The 21895-nt window shown below is 67.0% G+C and carries 27 protein-coding genes; 18 read left to right on the top strand and 9 right to left on the bottom strand.

The features are described 5' to 3' along the window. The 15 genes from DI041_RS11045 to DI041_RS10975 form a co-directional block, all read left to right on the top strand. Positions 1–547: KdsC family phosphatase (locus DI041_RS11045; protein WP_248298547.1), on the top strand; the 547-nt coding region annotated here is incomplete at its 5' end. Then, positions 544–1119 (top strand): LPS export ABC transporter periplasmic protein LptC, encoded by a 576-nt coding sequence (gene lptC, locus DI041_RS11040; protein ID WP_004147322.1) that lies wholly within the window; start codon positions 544–546, stop codon positions 1117–1119. The genes DI041_RS11045 and lptC, both read left to right, overlap by 4 nt. A gap of 104 nt (positions 1120–1223) precedes the next feature. Continuing rightward, positions 1224–1775 carry a lipopolysaccharide transport periplasmic protein LptA gene (gene lptA / locus DI041_RS11035; protein ID WP_004147320.1) on the top strand — a complete coding sequence of 184 codons (552 nt, stop codon included), beginning with the start codon at positions 1224–1226 and terminating at the stop codon, positions 1773–1775. Further along, positions 1775–2494, top strand: a complete 720-nt coding sequence (lptB, locus tag DI041_RS11030) for an LPS export ABC transporter ATP-binding protein (protein WP_004147318.1) — start codon at positions 1775–1777, stop codon at positions 2492–2494. Before lptA ends, lptB begins: the two co-directional genes overlap by 1 nt. A 40-nt stretch (positions 2495–2534) precedes the next feature. Next, the gene (locus DI041_RS11025) at positions 2535–3959 is read left to right on the top strand and encodes an RNA polymerase factor sigma-54 (protein ID WP_136638885.1); all 1425 of its coding nucleotides are present in this window, start codon (positions 2535–2537) and stop codon (positions 3957–3959) included. Between the two features lie 58 nt (positions 3960–4017). Beyond that, positions 4018–4335: a ribosome hibernation-promoting factor, HPF/YfiA family gene (hpf, locus tag DI041_RS11020; RefSeq protein WP_004147311.1), complete on the top strand. Its 318-nt coding sequence runs from the start codon at positions 4018–4020 to the stop codon at positions 4333–4335. Positions 4336–4356: 21 nt separating this feature from the next. Further along, the gene (locus DI041_RS11015; RefSeq protein WP_136638886.1) at positions 4357–4809 is read left to right on the top strand and encodes a PTS sugar transporter subunit IIA; all 453 of its coding nucleotides are present in this window, start codon (positions 4357–4359) and stop codon (positions 4807–4809) included. Beyond that, positions 4806–5756 carry an HPr(Ser) kinase/phosphatase gene (gene hprK, locus DI041_RS11010; RefSeq protein WP_004147299.1) on the top strand — a complete coding sequence of 317 codons (951 nt, stop codon included), beginning with the start codon at positions 4806–4808 and terminating at the stop codon, positions 5754–5756. The genes DI041_RS11015 and hprK overlap by 4 nt, the downstream gene beginning before the upstream one ends. Before the next feature lie 27 nt (positions 5757–5783). After that, positions 5784–6668, top strand: a complete 885-nt coding sequence (gene rapZ / locus DI041_RS11005; protein WP_136638887.1) for an RNase adapter RapZ — start codon at positions 5784–5786, stop codon at positions 6666–6668. Positions 6669–7066: 398 nt separating this feature from the next. Beyond that, positions 7067–7459 carry a PTS sugar transporter subunit IIA gene (locus tag DI041_RS11000; RefSeq protein WP_012510282.1) on the top strand — a complete coding sequence of 131 codons (393 nt, stop codon included), beginning with the start codon at positions 7067–7069 and terminating at the stop codon, positions 7457–7459. Further along, positions 7452–7721, top strand: coding sequence for an HPr family phosphocarrier protein (locus DI041_RS10995; protein WP_046983647.1), 270 nt, complete (start codon positions 7452–7454; stop codon positions 7719–7721). The genes DI041_RS11000 and DI041_RS10995 overlap by 8 nt, the downstream gene beginning before the upstream one ends. A 2-nt stretch (positions 7722–7723) precedes the next feature. Continuing rightward, positions 7724–9493, top strand: coding sequence for a phosphoenolpyruvate--protein phosphotransferase (gene ptsP, locus DI041_RS10990; RefSeq protein ID WP_136638888.1), 1770 nt, complete (start codon positions 7724–7726; stop codon positions 9491–9493). Between the two features lie 187 nt (positions 9494–9680). Continuing rightward, complete coding sequence (gene mgtE, locus DI041_RS10985) at positions 9681–11042, top strand: magnesium transporter (protein WP_046983645.1); 1362 nt, start codon at positions 9681–9683, stop codon at positions 11040–11042. A gap of 61 nt (positions 11043–11103) precedes the next feature. After that, positions 11104–11370, top strand: coding sequence for a hypothetical protein (locus DI041_RS10980; protein WP_046983644.1), 267 nt, complete (start codon positions 11104–11106; stop codon positions 11368–11370). 70 nt (positions 11371–11440) lie between these two features. Continuing rightward, a complete protein-coding gene (locus DI041_RS10975; protein ID WP_136638889.1) occupies positions 11441–12238 on the top strand; it encodes a carboxylesterase family protein in 798 nt (265 codons plus the stop codon). Positions 12239–12340: 102 nt separating this feature from the next. Here the strand turns inward: DI041_RS10975 and DI041_RS10970 are convergent, their stop codons facing one another. The 4 genes from DI041_RS10970 to DI041_RS10955 form a co-directional block, all read right to left on the bottom strand. After that, positions 12341–12832 carry an REP-associated tyrosine transposase gene (locus tag DI041_RS10970; protein ID WP_136638890.1) on the bottom strand — a complete coding sequence of 164 codons (492 nt, stop codon included), beginning with the start codon at positions 12830–12832 and terminating at the stop codon, positions 12341–12343. A 134-nt stretch (positions 12833–12966) separates the two neighbouring features. Further along, positions 12967–13917 carry an aspartate carbamoyltransferase catalytic subunit gene (locus DI041_RS10965; RefSeq protein ID WP_046983642.1) on the bottom strand — a complete coding sequence of 317 codons (951 nt, stop codon included), beginning with the start codon at positions 13915–13917 and terminating at the stop codon, positions 12967–12969. A gap of 15 nt (positions 13918–13932) precedes the next feature. After that, positions 13933–14427 carry a Holliday junction resolvase RuvX gene (gene ruvX / locus DI041_RS10960; RefSeq protein ID WP_046983641.1) on the bottom strand — a complete coding sequence of 165 codons (495 nt, stop codon included), beginning with the start codon at positions 14425–14427 and terminating at the stop codon, positions 13933–13935. After that, positions 14420–14986, bottom strand: a complete 567-nt coding sequence (locus tag DI041_RS10955; RefSeq protein WP_136638891.1) for a YqgE/AlgH family protein — start codon at positions 14984–14986, stop codon at positions 14420–14422. The genes ruvX and DI041_RS10955 overlap by 8 nt, the downstream gene beginning before the upstream one ends. A gap of 91 nt (positions 14987–15077) precedes the next feature. On the opposite strand from DI041_RS10955, the gene DI041_RS10950 reads away from it, so the two are divergent. After that, the gene (locus DI041_RS10950; protein WP_136638892.1) at positions 15078–16865 is read left to right on the top strand and encodes a DUF4153 domain-containing protein; all 1788 of its coding nucleotides are present in this window, start codon (positions 15078–15080) and stop codon (positions 16863–16865) included. Further along, entirely contained in the window at positions 16862–17404 is a 543-nt protein-coding gene (locus tag DI041_RS10945; RefSeq protein ID WP_046983638.1) for a DNA-3-methyladenine glycosylase I, read from the top strand. The genes DI041_RS10950 and DI041_RS10945 overlap by 4 nt, the downstream gene beginning before the upstream one ends. A 74-nt stretch (positions 17405–17478) precedes the next feature. Here the strand turns inward: DI041_RS10945 and DI041_RS10940 are convergent, their stop codons facing one another. From DI041_RS10940 to DI041_RS10925, 3 genes are all read right to left on the bottom strand, one after another. Beyond that, the gene (locus tag DI041_RS10940) at positions 17479–18186 is read right to left on the bottom strand and encodes a YitT family protein (RefSeq protein WP_012510275.1); all 708 of its coding nucleotides are present in this window, start codon (positions 18184–18186) and stop codon (positions 17479–17481) included. Between the two features lie 93 nt (positions 18187–18279). Next, the gene (locus DI041_RS10935) at positions 18280–18729 is read right to left on the bottom strand and encodes a GNAT family N-acetyltransferase (RefSeq protein WP_046987979.1); all 450 of its coding nucleotides are present in this window, start codon (positions 18727–18729) and stop codon (positions 18280–18282) included. Between the two features lie 96 nt (positions 18730–18825). Next, positions 18826–19035 carry a DUF4287 domain-containing protein gene (locus DI041_RS10925; RefSeq protein WP_088481050.1) on the bottom strand — a complete coding sequence of 70 codons (210 nt, stop codon included), beginning with the start codon at positions 19033–19035 and terminating at the stop codon, positions 18826–18828. 93 nt (positions 19036–19128) lie between these two features. Between DI041_RS10925 and DI041_RS10920 the strand changes: the two genes are divergently transcribed. Beyond that, the gene (locus DI041_RS10920; RefSeq protein WP_136638893.1) at positions 19129–20028 is read left to right on the top strand and encodes a LysR family transcriptional regulator; all 900 of its coding nucleotides are present in this window, start codon (positions 19129–19131) and stop codon (positions 20026–20028) included. Between the two features lie 71 nt (positions 20029–20099). On the opposite strand, the gene DI041_RS10915 is transcribed toward DI041_RS10920, so the two are convergent. Both DI041_RS10915 and DI041_RS10910 read right to left on the bottom strand, forming a co-directional pair. Then, entirely contained in the window at positions 20100–21083 is a 984-nt protein-coding gene (locus DI041_RS10915) for an aldo/keto reductase (protein ID WP_136638894.1), read from the bottom strand. A gap of 110 nt (positions 21084–21193) precedes the next feature. Then, on the bottom strand, positions 21194–21871 hold the full coding sequence (locus DI041_RS10910; RefSeq protein ID WP_169050812.1) for a hypothetical protein: 678 nt from the start codon (positions 21869–21871) through the stop codon (positions 21194–21196). Positions 21872–21895 lie beyond the last annotated feature (24 nt).

Raw genomic sequence — 21895 nt, 5'->3', positions numbered from 1 at the left:
GCCCTGGTCCCCCCTGCCCGCCTTCCCTGCCCACCTGCATGCCGCTGCGGCCCGTATCCGCCTGGCCTGCTTCGACGTGGACGGCACCCTCACCGACGGTCAGCTGTACTACGACAAGGACGGCAACGAGAGCAAGGCGTACTTCGTGCAGGACGGCCTGGGCCTGAAACTGCTTCAGCAGCACGGCATCCACCCCGTGCTGATCACCGCGCGCAACAGCCAGTCCGCGCTCAGGCGCGGCGCCGACCTCGGCATCGATACCCAGATCGCCGTGGGCGACAAACTGGCCAGCGTGCAGGCCCTGTGTGCCCAGCACGGCATCGGCCTGGAACAGGTGGCGTTCATGGGCGATGACCTGCCCGACCTGGCACCGCTGGGCGCAGTCGGGCTGGCGGTGGCGCCGGCCAACGCGCACCCGTGGATCGCCGAGCGCGTGCACTGGCAGACCCGCGCCGACGGTGGCCGTGGCGCTGCACGCGAACTGTGCGACGTCCTGCTGGCCGCTCAGGGCCATGTCGATGCGGTGCTGGCGAGGTTCGGCGCATGAATGCTCCTTCGCTCAACTGGCGCACCCTCCTCGGTATCGGCCTGCTGCTGGCGGCCCTGCTCAGCAGCTGGGCAGCGCTGCGCAACCGGGACAAGGGACCGGCCAATGACGGCAAGGAAGTCGGCGTGGACTACATCCTGCACGACTTCCAGATCGTCGCCCTGGATGAGCACGGCAAGGAGTCCACCACCCTGCGTGCGCCGCTGCTGGAGCGCCAGCGCGGCGACCAGACCATCAATATCGCCACCCCGCTGTTCGAGATGCCGGACAAGGATGGCAAGCACTGGACCCTGCGCGCCGAGACCGGCTGGCTCAGCGCCAAGGGCGACGAGATGAAGCTGCGCGGCAACGTGGCCGGCGACAGCCCGGCCGCACCGGGCACGGTGCCGACCACCTTCCGCACCGATCACCTGGACGTGTTCCCCAAGGAGAACCGCGCCCGTACCGACGCTCTGGTGACCATGACCCGCCCCGGCATGGAACAGTCCGGCGTGGGCTTCGAGGTGGATTCGAAGAACAACACGTATCATTTCCTCAGCCAGTCCAAGGGCCGCTACACGCCCAAGCACTGATTCCGCCGCCAGCCTGCGACGTCTCCGGACAGGCGCAGGGCCGGCAGCCCCACCCGCACGCCCCCGGTCCACCCGGGAGGCCCCCACCGGTAGAACGGACCCCGATGAAGATTCCCTTTGCAGCCGTGCTCGCGCTTGGTCTTCTTGTCCCCAGCGCCGCCTTCGCCAAGTCCACCGATCGCAACGAAGACATGCACATCGATTCCGGCGCGCAGTCGGGCATGCTCACCGGCGACGGCAAGACCGTGCTGTCGCAGGGCGTGGTCATCACCCAGGGCACGCTGGACCTGCGCTCGTCCGAGGCCGAGATCTACCTCAAGGACGGTGAAGCGGTGCGCGTGGTATTCACCGGCAAGCAGGCCAAGATGAAGCAGCAGCTCGACGATGGCACCTGGATGGACGCCCTGGCCGACCGCATCGACTACGACATCAAGACCGAGATCATCACCCTGACCGGCAACTACAAGGTCACCAGCGCGCGCGGCACCAATGCCGGCCAGCGCATGGTCTACAACACCCGCAGCGGTGAAATGAATTCCGGCGGCGACGGCAGCCGCGTGCGCACCGTCATTCCACCGAAGAACAAGACGCCGGCGGCGCCGGCTGCACAGCCCAAGGCCAGCACGCCGGCGGCACCGGCCGGGAGCAAGAAGTAATGCTCGTCGCCAAGGGCCTGCGCAAGCGCTACAAGCAACGCGAAGTCGTCAAGGATTTCGGGTTGACCCTCGACGCCGGTGAAGTGGTCGGCCTGCTCGGCCCGAACGGCGCCGGCAAGACCACCTGCTTCTACATGATCGTCGGCCTGGTCGCCGCCGATGCCGGCAGCATCGTGCTTGACGGCAAGGACATCACCGGCGACCCGATGTACACCCGCGCCAAGCAGGGCGTGGGCTACCTGCCGCAGGAACCGTCGGTGTTCCGCAAGCTGAGCGTGGCCGACAACATCCGCCTGGTGCTGGAACTGCGCGAGGACCTTGATTCGAAGGGCCGCGAGCGCGAATTGAACAGCCTGCTCGACGAACTGCAGCTGGGCCACGTGGCCGACCAGCTCGGTGCCAGCCTGTCCGGCGGCGAGCGCCGCCGTTGCGAGATCGCCCGTGCACTGGCGGCACAACCGCGCCTGATCCTGCTCGATGAGCCCTTTGCCGGCGTGGACCCGATCTCGGTCGGGGAGATCCAGCGCATCGTCACCCACCTCAAGCAGCGTGGCATCGGCGTGCTGATCACCGACCACAACGTGCGCGAGACCTTGGGAATCTGCGACCGCGCGTATATCCTCGCCGAGGGCAGCGTGCTCGCCCAGGGCTCGCCGGAAGCGATTCTGGACAACGCCGACGTGCGTCGCGTCTACCTTGGGGATTCCTTCAAGCTGTGACGGCAAGCGCCGGGTCCCTCTCCTTCCTTTCGGCACAGGCATGAAGACTCGGCTGCAGACATCGTTGGGACAGCAGCTGGTGCTCACGCCCCAGCTGCAACAGGCGATCAAGCTGCTGCAGATGTCCAGCACCGAGCTGGAACTGGAAATCGCGCAGGCAGTGGAAAGCAATCCACTGCTGGACTGGGCCGACAGCAGTGACAGCAGCAGCGCCGCCAACGAAACCAGTGACAACCCCGACGGCGATGCAGCGGCCGAACGTGCCGACAACGGCGACGACTGGGCGCCGGCCGAACTGGACTGGAGCGCGGCCGGCAGCGGGGGCAGCTTCGACGATGACGACGATACCGGCAGCGCCGCCGAACGCGTGGCCGAAACCGAAACCCTGGCCGATCATCTGCTGTGGCAGCTGCACCTGTCGCACCTGTCCGCACGTGATCGCAGCATCGGTGCCGCACTGATCGATGCACTGGACGACGATGGCTACCTGCGCGAACCGCTGGCAGGCATCGCCGAAACCCTGCTGCCGGCCATCCATGCCGACCAGGACGAGATTCTTGCCGTGCTGCACCGGATCCAGCGTTTCGATCCGGTCGGCGCGGCCGCGCGCACCCTCGGCGAATGCCTGCAGCTGCAGCTGGAGGTGCTGGACGACACCACACCGGGCCTGGCATTGGCGCGACAGATTGCTGCGGGCCCGCTGGAACGGTTGCCGCGCAGCGGCGTGGCCGGGCTGGCCCACGAGTTGAAACTGCCGCTGGCCGAGGTCGAGACTGCAGTGACCCTGCTGCGTTCGCTGGATCCACGGCCGGGCACGCAGATCGCCCCCCTGTCGCAGGACACCTACGTGGTACCCGATGTCGTGGTGTGGCGGCAGAACGGCGTGTGGCGCGCTGCACTGGCCGCGCATGCCGGGCCAAGGGTGGTGATCCACCGCGGCTACGAACAGCTGATCCGCCGCTGTGGCGAGGCCGATGCCGGCTACCTGCGTGCACAGCTGCAGGAAGCGCGCTGGCTGCTGAAGGGCCTGCAGCAGCGCGGCGAAACCCTGCTGCGGGTGGTACGCAGCCTGATCCTGCAACAGGCTGGCTTCCTTGAATTCGGCGAACAGGCGCTGCGGCCGCTGACCCTGCGCGAGATCGCCGCCGAGCTCGGCCTGCACGAATCGACGGTGTCGCGCGCGATTGCCCGCAAGCACGTGCGTACGCCACGCGGCACCCTGCCCCTGCGCGCCTTCTTCGCCTCGGGCATCGATACCGAAGGCGGCGGCGAGGCATCCAGCACGGCCATCCAGGCGATGATCCGGCGCCTGATCGACGACGAGAATCCACGCAAGCCGCTTTCTGACGCCAAGCTGGCTGACCTGCTCAAATCGTCGGGAATTCCAGTAGCGCGGCGCACCGTGGCGAAGTATCGTGAAGCCATGAACATCTCCGCCTCGCACGAAAGGGTCAGAATCGCTTGACGCGCCGCCGCGCCCGGCGGAGAGGTTCATTGGCACATCCGAACACAGGAGAAACCCGATGCGCATCGAAACGTTTGGCAAAGATGTCGAAGTCACCCCGGCCCTGCAGTCCTATGTAGAGGAGAAGCTGGCCCGGATCGGCAAACACTTCGACCAGCACTGCGAAGCGCGGGTGACCCTCAAGCTGCAGAAGACCGAACACCACGTCGACGCCAGCCTCAACATTCCCGGCCAGACCCTGCACGCTGAGGCCAATGCCCAGACCATGTATGCCGCGATCGACCTGCTTGCGGACAAGCTTGACCGTCTGGTGATCAAGCACAAGGAGAAAAAACAGCAGCACGCGCCACTGCCGGTGGGCGACAATGGTGGCTGATCGCCACCGTTCCCCGCAGACATGCCCCTGACTGACCTCCTGGCGGCCGTGCAGACCCAGCTCTGCACGGCCACCGACCGCGACAGCGTCCTGAAGGCCGCCGCCGGGTTGCTGGCCTGCCGCCAGGCCAACGCTGAACAGATCTACCTGAACCTGTGCCAGCGCGAAGCGCTGGGCAGCACTGCGATCGGCCACGGTATCGCCATCCCCCACGGCCGCGCGCCGACCCTGGACCGCCCCCGTGGCGCGCTACTGCGGCTGGCCACCCCGGTCGACTTCGGTGGCGATGAGCCGGTGGACCTGGTGTTCGCGATGGCCGTCCCTTCTCACTACACCCACCAGCACCTGATGCTGCTGTCCGAGCTGGCCGAGCTGTTCTCGACGCCCGCCATCCGCGATGCCCTGCGCGCGGCCGGCGATGCGCGGGCCCTGCGCCAGGCCCTGGAGCTGACCCCACCTGCGAGCGCCGCATGAATACCAGCATCACCGCCCGTGAACTGTTCGAACAGCAGCGCGAGCGGTTGGGGTTGCGCTGGGCCGCAGGCAAGTCCGGCGAGAAGCGTGAGCTGGAGGCTGGCAACACGGTGTCGCGTCGCCCTTCGCTGGCCGGATACCTCAACGCGATCTATCCCAACAAGGTGCAGATCCTGGGCACCGAGGAACTGTCCTGGCTGGATGCGCTGGAACCGCGCCAGCGCTGGGAGACCATCGAGAAGATCATGCAGTCGCATCCGCTGGCGCTGGTGCTGACCCGCAACCAGCCGTGCCCGGAAGACCTGCGCGCGGCCGCCGATGAATCCGGCACGCCGCTGTGGTTGTCACCCAAGCGCGGCCACGAACTGCTCAACCATCTGTCCTACCACCTGGCCCGGACGCTGGCGCCGCGGGTGATCCTGCATGGCGTGTTCATGGAGATCTACTCCATCGGCGTGCTGATCACCGGTGAAGCGGGATCAGGCAAGAGCGAGCTGGCCCTGGAACTGCTCAGCCGCGGTCACCGCCTGGTGGCCGACGACGCCCCCGAGTTCACTCAGATCGCCCCCGACGTGCTCGATGGCACCTGCCCGGAACTGCTGCAGGACCTGCTGGAAGTGCGCGGGCTGGGCGTGCTGAACGTGCGCGAGATGTTCGGCGACACGGCTGTAAAGAAGAACAAGTACCTTCGGCTGATCGTCCACCTGACCAAGCCGATGACCGAACCCACCCCACATGGCTACGAGCGCCTGACCGGCGATTCGGGCACCCGCCATGTGCTGGACCTGGATGTTCCGCTGATCACCCTGCCGGTGATGCCCGGCCGCAACCTGGCCGTGCTGACCGAGGCGGCCACCCGCCTGCACATCCTTCGCACCAAGGGGATCGACCCGGCGGCCATGTTCATCGCCCGCCACAGCAACCTGCTGGAACGGCGAACACCCTGATTCCCCCGTCCCTCGAAGAGCCTGTCCATGAGCACCGCAATCCCCTCCGCCCCGACCCTGATCATCGTCAGCGGCCTGTCCGGCTCGGGTAAATCCGTCGCCCTGAAGACCTTCGAGGACCAGGACTACTACTGCTCGGACAATCTGCCGATCAACCTGCTGCCCGATTTCGTGCGCAGCCTGCTGGCCAACCATGACGGCAGTGCTCCGCGCCGCCTGGCGGTGGGCATCGACGTGCGCGGCCAGTCCGACCTGAGCCAGCTGGACAACTGGCGGCAGCTGGCCACCGATGCCGGCGTGGAAGTGAAGGTGCTGTTCTTCGAAGCCAGCGACGAAGCGGTGCTCAAGCGCTATGCCGACACCCGCCGTCGCCACCCGTTGAGCCAGTTGGGCCTGTCCCTGCCCGAAGCGATTGCCCGCGAGCGCGAGCTGACCGCGCCGTTGCGCCGCGAAGCCGATGCGGTGATCGACACCAGCGCGCTCAACGTGCACCAATTGCGGCGGCGGATCATCACCGAGTTCGCACTGGACCACGCCACGCGCCTGTCGCTGCTGTTCGAATCGTTCGCCTACAAGCGCGGCGTGCCGGCCGAGGCGGACTTCGTGTTCGACGCGCGCGTGCTGCCCAATCCGCACTGGGATCCGGACCTGCGCGCGCTGAGTGGCCGCGAACCGGGCGTACGTGATTACCTGGAAGCGCAACCGGACGTGCAGCGCTACCTGGCCCAGCTGATGGACTTCCTCGATACCTGGCTGCCGAAGCTGGGGGATGGCACGCGCAGCTACGTGACCGTGGCGTTTGGCTGCACCGGCGGCAAGCACCGCTCGGTGTTCCTGGCCGAGCGCATGGCCCGGCATGCCCGCGAGATGGGCTGGGAAGACGTGGCGACCTACCACCGCGAACAGGATTGAGGGGGGGCGGCCGGGCTGCGCCCGGCACCCGCAGAAACCACGGCAACGTCAACGGCAAGAGCCGGATTACGTGGGATGGCGGGGTGGGTCCGGTTGCGGGGGACGCCGTAAACCCATCCATGGGGGCTTGGCCGCGGCATCCATGCCGCGGACACCCCCGCAACCGGACCCGCCCCGCCTCTGACAGATTCCGTGTGCTGTTGGTGGGTGTCGACCTTGGTCGACACGGTAGATCCACGCCATGCGTGGATGAATCTCTGTCAGGCATCGAAAAAACGGATGGAGTCGGATCCCTTTTCAACGGAAAAGGGCTCTGACCCGAGCAACACTGAATACGGGACACTGTGCCCCTCTCCTGCTGCTATCGCCAATTCACCTTGACCTGTTAACGTGCAGTAATGACCTGTGGCATTCTCCTCGTAACACATCCCGGGGTCGGGACCGCCCTGCTTGACGTGGCGACCCGGCTCCTGCGGCAGTTGCCGCTGAAAACAGAAGCTTTCGAAGTACCGTTCGACGCAGACCTGGACGCCCTGCTTCCGCTCGCCTCGGCCGCCCTGCGGCGGGTCGATGGGGGAAATGGCGTGCTGATCCTGACCGACCTGTACGGTGCCAGCCCCGCCAACCTTGCCGGGCAGCTGGCCCGGCTGGGGACCCCGGTTCGCCGGGTGTCGGCGCTGAGCCTGCCGATGTTGCTGCGGGTGATGAATTATCCGGAACAGGGACTGGATCAACTGCCCGCCACAGCCGCGGCGGGTACCCGTAATGGAGCGATAGTCGACGATGCTTGAACGAGAACTCACCGTCAGCAACCGCCTGGGCCTGCATGCCCGGGCCACCGCCAAGCTGGTGCAGACCCTGGCGCCGTTCCGCTGCAACGTGACCATGGCCGCCAAGGGCCGTGAGATCAACGCCAAGAGCATCATGGGCGTGATGCTGCTGGCCGCCGGCCAGGGCACCCCAGTCACCGTGCGGATCAACGGCGAGGACGAAGCCGCCGCGATGGAGGCGGTGGTAGGCCTGTTCGAGCGCCGCTTCGACGAGGACAACTGAGCGTGCCACGCGCACGCGCCGGTCAGGTCAGTTCCGGCCAACGGCCGGTACAGCTGCTGGCCGGCCATGGTGCGGCCCGTGGCACCGCGATGGGCCGCGCCCGGGTGCGCCTGCCGCATGCACTGGAGGTTGCCGAGCAACGGGTCGCCGTCCACCAGGTCGAGGCCGAACTGGCCCGCCTGCACCGTGCCGTGGATGCCGCACGCACGGAAATGCACGAGCTGCGACAGCGCCTGCAGGGTGCACTGAACCAGGAAGTGGGTGAGTTCCTCGACCTGCATGCACTGCTGCTGGACGACCCCGAGCTGCTGTTCGGGCTGGACGAGCTGATCCGCAGCGGCCCCTACAGCGCCGGCTATGCGCTGCGCCTGCAGCGTGACCGCCTGGCCAAGGTCTTCGATGGCATGGACGATGCCTATCTGAAGAGCCGCATGGACGACCTCGACCATGTGATCGGCCGCATCCACGCCTTCCTGCAGCCCGAGCGGCCGCCAGCGATGAAAGGCCTGGCCGGTGAAATCCTGGTCTGCGACAACATCGCGCCCTCCGAGCTTGCCCAGTTGCAGGCGCAGGGCGTGGTCGGCATCGTCACCGCCGCCGGCAGCGCGCTGTCGCACAGTGCGATCCTGGCGCGCAGCCTGCACCTGCCCTTGATCGTCAACGTGCCGCAGCTGCTCAGCCGCATCGCCGATGGCGACGTGCTGATCATCGACGGCGCCGACGGCAGCATCACCGCCAACCCGCAGGCCGACAACCTGCGCGATTACCGTGCACGGCTGAAAGAGCACGCACGCGAGCAGCGCGAACTTGGCCGCCTGCGCAGCAAGCCCAGCCGCACCCGCGACCAGGTCGACATTGCTCTGCTGGCAAATGCCGAATCGCTGGAGGACGTGACCCAGGCGCATGCGCTGGGCGCACACGGGCTGGGCCTGTACCGCACCGAATTCCTGTTCCTGCAGCGCAACGAGCTGCCGGACGAAGAAGAACAGTTCCAGACCTACCGTGATGCCGCACTGGGCATGAGCGGGCGACCGGTGACCATCCGCACCCTCGACCTCGGTGCGGACAAGGCCGATCGCACCGGCCTGACGCTGAGCAACGAGGAAAACCCGGCACTGGGCCTGCGCGGCGTACGCCTGTCGTTGGCGCGGCCGAAGGTGGCCGATACCCAGCTGCGCGCGATCCTGCGCGCCTCGGCCTACGGCAAGCTGCGCGTGCTGGTGCCGATGGTCAGTACCCGCGAGGAACTGCTGGCGCTGCGCCGGCGCATGCTCAAGCTGACCGAACAGCTGCGCGGCGAAGGCCACATGGTGTCCGACCATGTGCCGTTGGGGGCAATGATCGAGGTACCGGCCGCTGCGCTGGCGCTGGAGAGCTTCATCGATCTGGTCGACTTCCTGTCGATCGGCACCAACGACCTGGTGCAGTACCTGCTGGCGGCCGATCGCAACAACGAAGCGTTGGGCGAACTGTACTCGCCGCTGCATCCGGCGGTGCTGCGGCTGCTGCAGATGGTGATCGAGACCGGCGTGCGCCATCGCATCCCGGTGGCGGTGTGTGGCGAGATCGCCGGCGATGCACGGATGACCCCACTGCTGCTGGCGCTGGGCCTGACCGAATTCAGCCTGCACCCCGGCACCCTGCTGGAAGTACGCCGCGCGATCCGCGACGCCGACCTGGGCGCACTGCGCGCACGAGCTCCCAAGCTGCTTGCCGCCCGCGACCGCCGTGCCATCGAGCGCTGGCTGGCGCTGGTGGCGGATACGGCCTGATACCACCCGCTCGCCGGGCATGCACGCCTGGGGTCAGATCCCATTTCCGCGGGAAAAGGGATCTGACCCTGTCTCGTCGCCGCCGGGGTATCCGGTGAAACATCCCCTTGCGATAATGACGCGCTGAACACCCCTGTTGCCGCATCCTTGCCGGGATCGCGGCTTTTCTTATCCCGCGGGAGCTGCGATGGCTGAGGCTGTACGCCACGACAAGACTGCGCGCCAGTTGCGGATGCTGTCCGATGCGCTGGACAGCGGCCGACTGGGCCCGGTGCGCCGCCTGGTCAATACCCTGGCGCCGGCCGAGATCGGCAACCTGCTCGAATCGCTGCCGCCCGGCAAACGCGAGATCGTCTGGGGCCTGGTCGATCCGGAAGATGACGGCGAGGTGCTGGTCCACGTCGGCGACGACGTGCGCGAAAGCCTGCTCGCCGACATGGACCCGGACGAGATCATCGCCGCGGTCGAAGACCTGGACATCGACGATCTGGCCGATCTGGTCGAGGATCTGCCGGACACGGTCATCGACGAAGTCCTCAAGTCGATGGACCGCGAGAACCGCGAGCGCCTGGAGCAGGTGCTGTCCTACCCCGAGGACAGCGCCGGCCGCCTGATGAACCCGGACGTGGTGACCGTGCGCGCCGACGTCAACGTCGACGTGGTGCTGCGCTACCTGCGCCTGCGCGGCGAACTGCCCGACCACACCGATCACCTGTTCGTGGTCAGCCGTCGCCACCAGTACCTGGGCCGGGTTTCACTGGCCTCGCTGGTGACCCATGAGGACACCACGCCGATCAACCGCCTGATCGACGATGAGCAACCGGCGATCGATGTCGGCGAGAGCGACCAGGAAGTGGCGCGGCAGTTCTCCGACCATGACTGGATCTCCGCGCCGGTGGTGGATGACAACAACATCCTGATCGGCCGCATCACCATCGATGACGTGGTCGACATCATCCGTGGCCAAGCCGAGCACCAGGCGCTGGGCGCCGCCGGCCTGGACGAGGACGAGGATCTGTTCAGCCCGGTCTGGCGCGCGATGCGCCGACGCCTGATGTGGCTGTCGGTGAACCTGTGCACCGCCTTCCTCGCCTCCAGCGTGGTCGGCCATTTCGAAGGCACCATCGACAAGCTGGTGGCGCTGGCGGTACTGATGCCGATCGTTGCCGGCCTCGGCGGCAACGCCGGCACCCAGGTACTGGCGCTGATGGTGCGTGGCCTGGCGTTGGGCCAGGTCGGCAGTTCCAACGCACGCACGCTGTTGTGGAAGGAAGTACGGGTGGCCCTGCTCAACGGCGTGGTGCTCGGCTCGATACTGGGCCTGATCGTACTCGCCTGGTTCCATTCGCCTGGCCTGTCGGCGGTGATCGCCATCGCGCTGACCTGCAACCTGCTGTTCGCCGCGTTGGCCGGCGTGCTGGTGCCACTGACGCTGAAACGCTTCGGCTTCGACCCGGCGCTGGCCAGCGGCATCTTCCTGACCGCCGTGACCGACTCGATGGGCTTCTTCACCTTCCTCGGCCTGGCCACCCTGGTGCTGCTGCACTGACCGTATCAAGGGTCGGATCCCCGCCGCGCGGGGCGCTGACCCGATCCCCACTGGAACACCCATGGCAACGACGATCGAAAATTACTTCCAGCCCGGCTGGCGTGACCAGCAGTACACCTGCACGGCCTGCGAATGGAAGGGCAGCTCGCGCGCCATGGTGATGGAGTTGGACGAAGACGCCACCGAGTACGACTGCCCGGTCTGCGAGAACCCGCTGCTGGTGGTGCTGCATCCGGACATGGCGCAGGTGCAGGCAGCCGCCGCCGAAGGCAATACCGAAGCACAGGAGCAGCTGGACATCATCGCCAGCTTCCCGCGCCCGGAGTGACGCAGCGCACGATGCCAGGCTGATCGCGGCGGACTACGATGCAGACGATCCTGCCGCTACGGGAAAGCCCATGGTCCGTTCGCTGTCGCGCTGGCTGCCACTGCTGGCCATTCTGACGATGACCGCTTGCACATCGCTTCCAGACAGCGCGCGCGGGCGCTTCGAAGCCCGCGCGGTGAAGGTGGATGGCGAGACCGCCTACTACCAGGTGTTCATTCCGGCCGGCGTGCAGGCCGCCGCTCCCACCAACCTTCCGGTCATCCTGTTCCTACACGGCTCCGGCGAACGCGGCAGCGATGGTGTCAAACAGACCTACTCGGGACTGGGCCCCTATCTGCGCGAGCACCCCGACTTCCCTGCGCTGGTGGTGTTCCCGCAGGTGCCAGGACACGAGGAATGGAGCAGCCACAACAACCGTGTCGCGCTGGCGGCACTCGATGCAGCGATCGCCGAATTCGGCGCCGACCCGGCACGGCAATACCTGACCGGCATGTCGATGGGCGGCTACGGCAGCTGGAACATCGCCCTGGACGACCCACGCCGTTTTGCTGCGATCGTGCCGGTGTGCGGTGCCGTGCTGGCACCGCGTGCGAAGCGGCCGACCCTGTTCGTCGAGCACGTCGCGCAGGAAACCGATCCGTATGCCGTGATCGCGCAGCGCTTGCAGCACACGCCGATCTGGATCTTCCACGGCGCGCTGGACGACGTGGTGCCACCGGACGACGACCGCAGGCTGCACGTCGCATTCCAAAGCGCCAACGCACGCGATGTGCGCTACACCGAATACCCCGAAGGCAACCACAACGCCTGGGACGCCACGTATGCGGATCCCACGATGTGGGCATGGTTGTTCGCGCAGAAGCGCTGAACCCCAACTCATGGTAGCTGCCAACCTTGGTTGGAGCCTGGTTTTGGTAGGTACCCACTAAGGTTGGAACCTGCTTTCGGTGGGTGCCAACCTTGGTTGGCACTATCTGTCCGCCCCCATAAACTCCGCCTTGGCACAGGAACCTTCGAGTTCCCACCCACACCACGCATGCGGGTACTCGCCAAGCTGCGTTGCCAGCCCCGCCCTGATCGGATTCGCCATCAAATACATTGCATGCCGGAACAGCGATTCATCAGAGCGGATCGCGTGATCGTGATAGCAGGACTGCCAGAAGCGCCCCACCCTGCCCAGTACCCTGTTTGCGTGCACGGCCGTACGCGACTTGAAGCGCCTCATGACAACGTCGAGCGATGCCGCGCGCAGCTGCATCAACCAGTGGACGTGATCCGGCATGACAACGTAGGCGATCGAATGGGTCAGACCTTCCAGATCCAGACGCTGGAACTCCTGCATGGCGGTAACCGCAACGGCGTCATTGGCGAACAGAGCCGCCCGGCCATCCACGTTCGTGGTGAGGATGTAGCTCTGGCCGATACGGGAATGACGGCCTAGCAGGAGGCGGGTGCTGTTCATGCAGAAGAGCATGGGCGGGCGCATGTTCCTTGAACATCGGGAAATCACCTTCGCCCGGGTAGGCCAATGCCAACCAAGGTTGGCACCCACCACACCAGCAGTACCAACCAAGGTTGGCACCTACCAGAGCGGGGTCAGCCCAGCAGGGTTTCCAGCACGGCCATGCGCACGGCGACGCCGTTGGCGACCTGGCGCAGCACCCACGACTGCGGGCCGTCGGCCACTTCGTCGGTCACTTCCACGCCGCGGTTGATCGGGCCTGGATGCAGCACGGCTGCGTCCTTGCCGGCGCGGGCCAGGCGTTCGTTGGTCAGGCCGTACTGCGCGTGGTATTGCTCCAGCGACGGCACCAGGCCTTCTTCCATGCGCTCGCGCTGCAGGCGCAGCATCATCAGCGCGTCGACGCCTTCCAGCATCGCGTCGAAATCATCACCGACCACGCAGCCCTTCAGGGTCTCGTCATCCGGCAGCAGCGACTGCGGGCCGCACACGCGGATCTCGCCCACGCCCAGCGTACGCAGCGCATGCAGGTCGGTGCGGGCCACGCGCGAATGCTTCACGTCGCCGACGATCACCACCTTCATCTTCGAGAAATCCGGGCCCTTGGCCTGGCGCAGGGTCAGCATGTCGAGCAGGCCCTGGGTCGGGTGCGCGCTGCGCCCGTCACCGGCGTTGATCAGTGCAGTGCCCTCGCCCGCCGCTTCGGCCAGTGCGGCCACGGCGCCGTCATCCGGGTGGCGCACCACGAAGCCGCGCACGCCCATCGCTTCCAGGTTGCGCAGCGTGTCGCAGGCGGTTTCGCCCTTGCGCGTGGACGAGGTCGAGGCATCGAAGTTGAGCACATCGGCGCCCAGTCGCTGCGCCGCCAGCTGGAACGAACTGCGGGTGCGCGTGGACGGCTCGAAGAACAGCGTGCATACCGCCGAACCGGCCAGCACGTGGCGCTTGTTGCCGACGCGGCCGACTGCGGCATCGCGGATCTGACCTGCGCGGTCAAGCAGCTGCAGCAGGGTCTCGCGCGGCAGACCCTCCAGGGTCAACAGGTGGCGCAGGCGTCCGGAGGCATCGATTTGCTGGGCGGTCATGGCGGTGTCGGGCAGTCAGGGAATGGGAGTGGCGTCGTCCGGCGACGACAGCCAGCGGTCGATGATCACCGCCGCGGCCACCGCATCGAGGGCGGCCGCATCACGGCGGCGCTTGCGCCCTTCGGCGCGCTCGACAGCGAAGCGGCGTGCGGCCTCGACCGAGCTGGAACGCTCGTCGATCATCACCACCGGCAGCTTGAAACGTTCCCGCAGCTGGCGGGCAAAGCCCTGCGCCCGCTTGCGATTGGGCTGGTCCTGGCCGTCCAGCGTGAGCGGATCGCCCACCACAAGGCCATCGGGCTTCCATTCCTTGATCAGGCGTTCGATCGCGGTCCAGTCCGGGCCGTTGCCGTGCACATCGACCACAGCCACCGCGCGCGCATGCGCAGCGAAGGCACTGCCGATGGCTACGCCGATACGCCGCGAGCCGACATCGAAACCCAGAACGGTGCCGTCACGGCGGATGGCCGGAGCAGGAGAAACCGGTGCGGGCGCCGCCGGCTCAGACATGGCCGCTGTAGTCGGTCAGGCGGAACAGGTCCACGCCGATGCGCGAGGCCGCGCCCTGCCAGCGCTGCTCCAGCGGCAGCTGGAACACCAGCTCGGCGTCGGCCGGTACGGTCAGCCAGCTGTTCTCGGACAGTTCGCTTTCCAGCTGCCCTGCCCCCCAGCCCGCACAGCCCAGCGTGACCACGGCATTGGCCGGGCCTTCGCCACGTGCCATCGCTTCGAGGATGTCGCGCGAGGTGGTCAGGTACAGGCCTTCACCCACGACCAGGCTGGAATCCCATGCCCGCGCATCGTCATGGATGACGAAGCCACGTTCGGGATGCACCGGGCCGCCGTTGAGCACCATGCGCGCCTGCAGGTCGCCATCAACGGTGGTGATGTCCATCTGTGCCAGCACTTCGCCCAGCGTGTACTCGGAAGGCTGGTTGACCAGCACGCCCATCGCACCGTTCTCGTCGTGCTGGCAGATCAGCGCGACGCTGCGGGCGAAGGTCGCGTCGAGCAGCGAGGGCAGCGCGACGAGCAGGTGATCGGCAAGGGAAGTCGGCGTAACAGGCATGCCCCCATTCTACCTGCTGGGGGCGGGATGGTCGCGCGATGGACGCGTGCGGCGATCGGCTAGGATGGTGCTTTGCCATGGAAGGTCGTCGATGCAGTCTTCATCGCCCCTGACCCTGCCGGCACGCAGCGCCATCGTTCTGATCGCGCTGCTGCAGGGCCTGATGCTGTATGCCGCGCAGGAGCTGTCCGATGCGTGGCCGTTCCGCGATATCGGCTGGCGCTACTGCTGGTACGCCTGGGTGCTGGCCATTCCCAGCGCGGTGGCGCTGAGCCTGGTCGAGCTGGGCCAGCGCCGCCTGTGGCTGCAGGCCGCGCTCGGCTCGGCGGTGGTGCTGGCGCTGGCCGCCTGGATCGGCTGGAACCTCAACGGCGAGACCGCGCTGGATTCGGGCGCGCTGCAGTTCCCGCTGACCCTGGGCATGGCCGTGGCGGTGTTCGTGGCTCTGCCCTGGTGGCAGTTCCAGCTGCAGCACGGGCATTGGCGCGCCAGCTATCCGGAGCTGTTCGAGCGTGCCTGGCAGAACGGCCTGACCCTGGCCCTGGCGGCGCTGTTCACCGGGCTGACCTGGCTGCTGCTGTGGCTGTGGGCGGCCCTGTTCCAGCTGCTGGACGTGACCTTCTTCCGCGACCTGTTCCGGCAGGACGCGTTCATCGCGCTGGCCACCGGCAGCCTGGCCGGGTTCGGTGTGCTGATCGGGCGCACCCAGCACCGCGCGATCCAGATCACCCGCCAGGTGCTGTTCGCGATCTGTCGCGGGCTGCTGCCGCTGCTCTCGTTCATCGCCGTGCTGTTCGTGCTGAGCCTGCCGCTGACCGGGCTGGAACCGCTGTGGAAGACCCGTTCGGCCGCCAGCCTGCTGCTGGTGCTGTCGCTGCTGCTGGTGTCGTTCACCAATGCGGTCTACCAGCAGGGAGACGACACCGCGCCCTACCCCGTCGTGCTGCGCCGGCTGGTCGAGGCCAGCCTGCTGGCGCTGCCGGTCTATGCGGTGCTGGCGCTGTATGCACTGGGCCTGCGCGTGGTGCAGTACGGCTGGACCCTGGACCGCTTCTGGGCGGTGCTGATCGCGTTGGCCGTGGCCGGCTATGCGCTGGGCTACGCGCTGGCGGTAGTGCGCCGGCAGGGCCGCTGGCTGCAGACGCTGGAGCCGATCAACCGTTGGATGTGCTGGGCCGTGCTGGCACTGGCATTGCTGGGCAACTCGCCGCTGCTGGACCCGGTGCGGCTGACCCTGTCCAGCCAGTTGGCACGGCTGCGTGCAGACCCGCCGGCGATCACCAGCAGCGACGTCAACGTACTGCGCTTCGACCTCGGCCGCCGCGGCGTGCAGGCGCTGCGCGGACTGCAGGACGATCCGGCGATCCGCGCCGATGCCAACGCGCCGCAGGTGATCGCCGATGCGCTGGCACGCACCTCACGCTGGGACAGCGGCACCCGCCTGGACAAGGGCCCGCAGGATGTCGCCGCCCTGCAGCGCGCGCTGAAGCTGGCCAAGGGATCCACCTCGCCGCCCGCCGACTGGTGGCAGGCGCTGGCCACGCGCGCGATCAACGGCGAATCCTGTGCCGAGAGCGAGCGTGACTGCCTGATCGTGCATCGGGACCTGGATGGCGACGGCAGCACCGAGGTGCTGCTGTGCGAGCTGTACACCCACCGTGGGCCGGACTGCGTGCTGTACGCACGTGGCAGGGATGCCCAGTGGCACCGGGCCGGTTCGCTGTTCGGCACCGTCAGCGGCCAAGCCGAGGCGATCAACCAGGCCCTGCGTGATGGCGAACTCACGCTTGTGCCACCGCGCTGGCCGATGCTGTCCATCGGCGGGCGCCCCGCGCTGGCCATCGATCCCGAACCCGAATCCAACGAGTCTTCCCCATGAGCGGCTACTGCCTCATCGCCCCGGGTCATCCGGTGCACGACTACTACCACGCCAACGAGTACGGCTTTCCGCAGCGTGAGGAGCGCGAGCTGTTCGAGCGGCTGGTGCTGGAAATCAACCAGGCCGGGCTGAGCTGGGAGACGATCCTGAAGAAGCGCGAGGGCTTCCGCTCGGCCTATGACGGCTTCGATGTGGATCGGGTTGCAGCCTACGCCGAGCAGGACATCGAGCGGCTGCTGTCGGACGGGGGCATCATCCGCAACCGGCTGAAGGTGCTGGCGGCGATCCACAACGCGCAGGTGATCCAGCAGCTGCGGGCCAGCCACGGCAGCTTCGCGGGCTGGCTGGACGCGCACCATCCGCGCAGCAAGGCCGACTGGGTGAAGCTGTTCAAGAAGACGTTCCGCTTCACCGGCGGTGAGATCACCGGCGAGTTCCTGATGAGCCTGGGCTACCTGCCCGGTGCGCACGCCGAGGACTGCCCGGTGCACGCGCGGCTGCTGAAGCTGTCGCCGCCGTGGTTGCAGGCCTCCCGGTAGTGCCGGCCGCTGGCCGGCAGCCTCCGGAATGCTGCAGGTGTTGCCGGCCAGCGGCCGGCACTACCGTCGAATCGTCACACGCCCATGTAACGGCCCGGGCGGTGGTTGAACATCAGCACCAGGCTGAGCACCACCGCGCCGATGGCCGAGTACAACACCTTCGACGGCGACAGCACGAAGAACGCAGCCACCATCAGGCAGGCGTCGTAGGACATCTGCACCTTGCCGGCGCTCCAGCCACGGGTGCGCTGCAGGTACACGGCAAGAATGCCGATGCCGCCGAGGCTGGCGCGGTGGCGGATGAAGAACAGGATGCCCAGGCCAGACAACGCACCACCGACGATCGCCGAATACAGCGGGTTGATGTGCGAGAAATCGATCCAGCGCGGCAGCAGGTCGGTCAGCACGCCACAGGCGGTGACCGCGGCGAAGGTCTTCAGGGTGAATTCCCAGCCCATGCGCCGCAGCGCCACCCAGTAGAACGGCAGGTTGACCAGCACGAACACCAGGCCGAAGTTCCAGCCCATCGAGTAGTGCAGCAGGAAGGCCATGCCGGCCATGCCGCCGATCATCAGCCCACCCTTGGCGAAGATGGCCAGGCCCAGCGAGGCCACCATCGTGGCCAGCACCATGCCCTGCACGTCCTCGGCAATCGAGTGGCGCAGCGCTTTTTCGTCGGCGGTGGTGCCGGCGCTGTCGGGCGGTGGGGTCAGCGGACCAGCGGTGACCAGGTGGCCGTCAGCGTCGTCGCACGGCGCGGAGCCATGGGCGGGAAGGGACATACGGGCGGGGGAACAGCAGGTGGGGAGCGATATTAGACACGATCTGCATGACAGTTGCAGATGAAATCGTTCAGCTGCGCTCGCCCATTCAGGTTATTTCGGAGGCGTCACCGGCAGCACGGCCAGCATGTCCTCGCCATCATCGTCCATGCCGGTCTCTACGAAACCGAAGCTGCCATAGAAAGCTCCCGCCACCGGATTGTGCGGGTTGTAGCAGATCTCGATCTCGACCAGGCCGGGCGTATCCCGGATCTGCTCCAGCGCCAGTTCCAGCGCGCGGCGCCCGATGCCACGCCCCTGCCAGCGCTGATCGACCATGAAGCGCCATATCGAGATGCGCTGCGGCGTCTCCGGCACCCACATGAAGAATCCGACCAGCTCGCCGTCGGCCTGGATGGCACGGGTCTGGAAGCCGGGATGGAACGCGGCCTGCACCAGCGACCAGGTGTTGCCGGCGACGAAATCCTGCTGCGCCTCACTGACGTCGAGATCGCACACGGCTTCGTAGTTGTCGACGGTGATCGCGTCCAGCGTGACCTGCATATGGGCGTCCTGCCTCGGGATGGACGCCCAGTCTGCCTGACTCTGGATGCCGTGTGGCCTGACCCCACACGACCGTTCAGCGCAGCGTTGCCTGCCTCATCCCTTCCCGGCCAGATGGTGCGCCACCAGCGCGTTGGCGTGGCCATGGCCCAGCCCATGCTCGCTTTTCAGGAAACTGACCAGCTCCATGTGTTTCAGGCCAGGCTGCTTCGCCAGCAGCCCGAACCAGTGCGCCACCGGCTGCCCGTAGGTCTTCTCGATGGAGGGAAAGTACGAGGCCGGGCCCTTGGGCTTTTCAGTGCTCATGCGGAAGCTCCTTGCGATGGATGTACCGGTACGACGAACCGGGGAGCAGGAAATCGACAGATCCGTTCAATCCGGGAGCCGTATCATCCCGTCATGCCCCGTGAAAACCTCAATGACCTGCAGGCCTTCGTCCACGTCGCCCGCGAGGGCAGCTTCACCAGGGCCGCCGCCCAGCTGGGCGTTTCACAGTCCGCACTCAGCCATGCCATGCGCGGCCTGGAAGAGCGACTCGGCGTGCGCCTGCTGACCCGTACCACCCGCAGCGTGTCCACCACCGAGGCTGGAGCCCGCCTGCTCGAGACCCTCGCTCCGCGCCTGGCCGAGATCGAGGACGAACTGGCCGCGTTGGCCGAGTACCGCGACCGACCAGCCGGCACCATCCGCATCAATGCCACCGGCCATGCCGCCGAGTACATCGCCTGGCCGCGGCTGGCGCCATTGCTGCAGCAGTATCCGGACCTGAAGGTGGAACTGGCTGCCGACTACGGGTTGGCCGACATCGTCGCCGAGCGCTACGACATCGGCATCCGCCTCGGCGAACGGCTGGCGCGCGACATGGTCGCCGTGCCGGTCAGCCCGCCACTGCGCATGCGCGTGGTTGGTGCGCCCAGCTACTTCCGCCAGCACGTGGTGCCGCGGCATCCGCACGACTTGGCCGAGCACAACTGCGTCACCCTGCGCCTGCCCACGCATGGCGGGCTGATGCCGTGGGATTTCGGCCAGGACGGCAACGAACTGAGCGTGCGCGTGAGCGGACAGTGGATCTTCAACAGCATGGGCATGACCCGTGCTGCCGCATTGGCCGGCAGCGGCCTGGCCTGGCTGCCGGAAGACCAGGTGCAGCCGATGCTGGACGATGGCCGCCTGCAGTCGGTGCTGGACGACTGGTGCCCGCACTTCGATGGCTACTACGCGTATTACCCGTCGCGCCGCCATGTCACCGTGGCGATGCGGACGGTGCTTGACGCACTGCGTGGGCCGATGGCTGGATGAGCTGAGGAGTGCGGACCAACGGCCCGCACCCACTTCCGTCCGCACCCACCAGAGGCAAGATGGCCCGGTGGTCAGCCCTTGGCCTGCGCGGCGCGCTGCGCGTTGTAGCGCTCGCCGACGATGGAGATTTCCTCCAACGTCTGCGCGATGCGCCGCAGCTCTTCCGGTGCCAGCTGCAGGTCGGCCGCGCCCAGATTCTCTTCCAGGCGATGGATCTTGGTGGTGCCCGGAATCGGCACGATCCACGGCGCCTGCGCCAGCAGCCAGGCCAGCGCCACCTGCGCCGGGGTGGCACCTCGGGCAGCGGCGATTGTGCTGATACGGTCGACCAGCGCCTGGTTGGCACGACGCGCCTCCACTTCGAAACGCGGCACGGTGTTGCGGAAGTCGTTGGCGTCGAAGGTCGTATCGGCGTTGATCGCGCCGGTCAGGAAGCCACGCCCCAGCGGGCTGAACGGCACGAAGCCGATGCCCAGTTCCTGCAGCGTCGGCAGCAGCTCGCGCTCCGGCTCACGCCACCACAGCGAGTACTCGCTCTGCACGGCGGCGACCGGCTGCACCGCATGCGCACGGCGCACGGTGGCGGCACTGGCCTCGGACAGGCCGAAGTGGCCGACCTTGCCTTCGGCGATCAGGTCGCGCACGGTGCCAGCGACATCTTCGATCGGCACGTTGGGATCGACGCGGTGCTGGTAGAACAGGTCGATATGGTCGGTGCGCAGGCGCTTGAGGCTGGCTTCGGCCACCGCACGGATGTTCTCGGGACGGCTGTCCAGCCCGGTATCGACGCGCGCATCCTTGAAGCCGAACTTGGTGGCGATCACCAGCCTGTCGCGGTATGGCGCCAGCGCCTCGCCGAGCAGATCTTCGTTGGTGTAGGGGCCGTACACTTCGGCGGTGTCGAAGAAGGTCACGCCGCGCTCGACGGCGGCGTGCAGCAGAGCGATGCCCTGGCTGCGCTCCACCGGTTGGCCGTAGCCATGGCTCAGGCCCATGCAGCCCAGGCCGAGGGCGGAAACCTTCAGGCCACTGCGGCCGAGTTCACGTGTCTGCATCGTCGTGCTCCAGAGGGGGAGCGCTGACGATACGCCTGCAGCAGGTGAGGATTGAACCGACTGGATGGCAGTCGGTCATGACTGGAATTCATCAATCGGCAGCACGCCGGTCATTCCATGGCCTGCAGCGTGTCAGTGCAACCCGCCAGTTCCACCATCATCCTGCCAGTGTTGCGGAACGCCGGATCCCGCGGCACCCATCGCGCGAACCAGCGTTGTTGGCCGTCCACCACGGACTCGAAAATCCACGATGAGCCATCAAGCCCAGCGCTCGAGTCTTCGCCCTGCAACAGCGCAAACGCGGCGGCGATGGCCTTCCATTCCTCCGCACTCAGCGCGCGCGGTGGAGAGCACGTACCGCCCTTGATGACGGTGGATGGACGCCCGGGTGACGATCCGGGAATCTCGAAATCGCGCACACTGCGCCCGACGATCCACGCCTGGCCCGCTGCATTGCGCTGGGCGCGTACTACCACGCCCGGGAAGAATGGGGTATGCCAGACGAAGCGATACGCCTGGACCGGTACGCTGCCACAGCGGAACGACGGCTCCGGCAAGCCATCGAGATCCCGCAACGCGTCTCTGTAGGATGCCCTCGCAAACCCGGTGAAATCGAGGAACGGAAGCGGGTCCCTGCTACGCCTCTGTGCAGGCGGTGGCAGCAGATACCAGGCATGCGCCTGCGGATCGTCGCAGTCCTCGGCCGGGGCAGCCGGTTCGGGGGTACGGGCACAGCCGGCCTGCAGCAGCACGGCGATGGCCAGTATCACGCTCACAGTCGCACGCATGCAGGCCTCCCTGGCAGGTTCACG

The sequence above is a fragment of the Stenotrophomonas maltophilia genome (assembly GCF_004920835.1).
Classification (GTDB): domain Bacteria; phylum Pseudomonadota; class Gammaproteobacteria; order Xanthomonadales; family Xanthomonadaceae; genus Stenotrophomonas; species Stenotrophomonas maltophilia_AQ.
This window is presented reverse-complemented; position numbering and strand designations above follow the sequence as displayed.

Bases quoted from the DNA above. Each gene is read 5' to 3' on its own strand.
- lptC (WP_004147322.1), top strand. From the start codon at position 544: ATGAATGCTCCTTCGCTCAACTGGCGCACCCTCCTCGGTATCGGCCTG.
- lptA (WP_004147320.1), top strand. From the start codon at position 1,224: ATGAAGATTCCCTTTGCAGCCGTGCTCGCGCTTGGTCTTCTTGTCCCC.
- lptB (WP_004147318.1), top strand. From the start codon at position 1,775: ATGCTCGTCGCCAAGGGCCTGCGCAAGCGCTACAAGCAACGCGAAGTC.
- DI041_RS11025 (WP_136638885.1), top strand. From the start codon at position 2,535: ATGAAGACTCGGCTGCAGACATCGTTGGGACAGCAGCTGGTGCTCACG.
- hpf (WP_004147311.1), top strand. From the start codon at position 4,018: ATGCGCATCGAAACGTTTGGCAAAGATGTCGAAGTCACCCCGGCCCTG.
- DI041_RS11015 (WP_136638886.1), top strand. From the start codon at position 4,357: ATGCCCCTGACTGACCTCCTGGCGGCCGTGCAGACCCAGCTCTGCACG.
- hprK (WP_004147299.1), top strand. From the start codon at position 4,806: ATGAATACCAGCATCACCGCCCGTGAACTGTTCGAACAGCAGCGCGAG.
- rapZ (WP_136638887.1), top strand. From the start codon at position 5,784: ATGAGCACCGCAATCCCCTCCGCCCCGACCCTGATCATCGTCAGCGGC.
- DI041_RS11000 (WP_012510282.1), top strand. From the start codon at position 7,067: ATGACCTGTGGCATTCTCCTCGTAACACATCCCGGGGTCGGGACCGCC.
- DI041_RS10995 (WP_046983647.1), top strand. From the start codon at position 7,452: ATGCTTGAACGAGAACTCACCGTCAGCAACCGCCTGGGCCTGCATGCC.
- mgtE (WP_046983645.1), top strand. From the start codon at position 9,681: ATGGCTGAGGCTGTACGCCACGACAAGACTGCGCGCCAGTTGCGGATG.
- DI041_RS10980 (WP_046983644.1), top strand. From the start codon at position 11,104: ATGGCAACGACGATCGAAAATTACTTCCAGCCCGGCTGGCGTGACCAG.
- DI041_RS10975 (WP_136638889.1), top strand. From the start codon at position 11,441: ATGGTCCGTTCGCTGTCGCGCTGGCTGCCACTGCTGGCCATTCTGACG.
- DI041_RS10970 (WP_136638890.1), bottom strand. From the start codon at position 12,832: ATGAACAGCACCCGCCTCCTGCTAGGCCGTCATTCCCGTATCGGCCAG.
- DI041_RS10965 (WP_046983642.1), bottom strand. From the start codon at position 13,917: ATGACCGCCCAGCAAATCGATGCCTCCGGACGCCTGCGCCACCTGTTG.
- ruvX (WP_046983641.1), bottom strand. From the start codon at position 14,427: ATGTCTGAGCCGGCGGCGCCCGCACCGGTTTCTCCTGCTCCGGCCATC.
- DI041_RS10955 (WP_136638891.1), bottom strand. From the start codon at position 14,986: ATGCCTGTTACGCCGACTTCCCTTGCCGATCACCTGCTCGTCGCGCTG.
- DI041_RS10950 (WP_136638892.1), top strand. From the start codon at position 15,078: ATGCAGTCTTCATCGCCCCTGACCCTGCCGGCACGCAGCGCCATCGTT.
- DI041_RS10945 (WP_046983638.1), top strand. From the start codon at position 16,862: ATGAGCGGCTACTGCCTCATCGCCCCGGGTCATCCGGTGCACGACTAC.
- DI041_RS10940 (WP_012510275.1), bottom strand. From the start codon at position 18,186: ATGTCCCTTCCCGCCCATGGCTCCGCGCCGTGCGACGACGCTGACGGC.
- DI041_RS10935 (WP_046987979.1), bottom strand. From the start codon at position 18,729: ATGCAGGTCACGCTGGACGCGATCACCGTCGACAACTACGAAGCCGTG.
- DI041_RS10925 (WP_088481050.1), bottom strand. From the start codon at position 19,035: ATGAGCACTGAAAAGCCCAAGGGCCCGGCCTCGTACTTTCCCTCCATC.
- DI041_RS10920 (WP_136638893.1), top strand. From the start codon at position 19,129: ATGCCCCGTGAAAACCTCAATGACCTGCAGGCCTTCGTCCACGTCGCC.
- DI041_RS10915 (WP_136638894.1), bottom strand. From the start codon at position 21,083: ATGCAGACACGTGAACTCGGCCGCAGTGGCCTGAAGGTTTCCGCCCTC.
- DI041_RS10910 (WP_169050812.1), bottom strand. From the start codon at position 21,871: ATGCGTGCGACTGTGAGCGTGATACTGGCCATCGCCGTGCTGCTGCAG.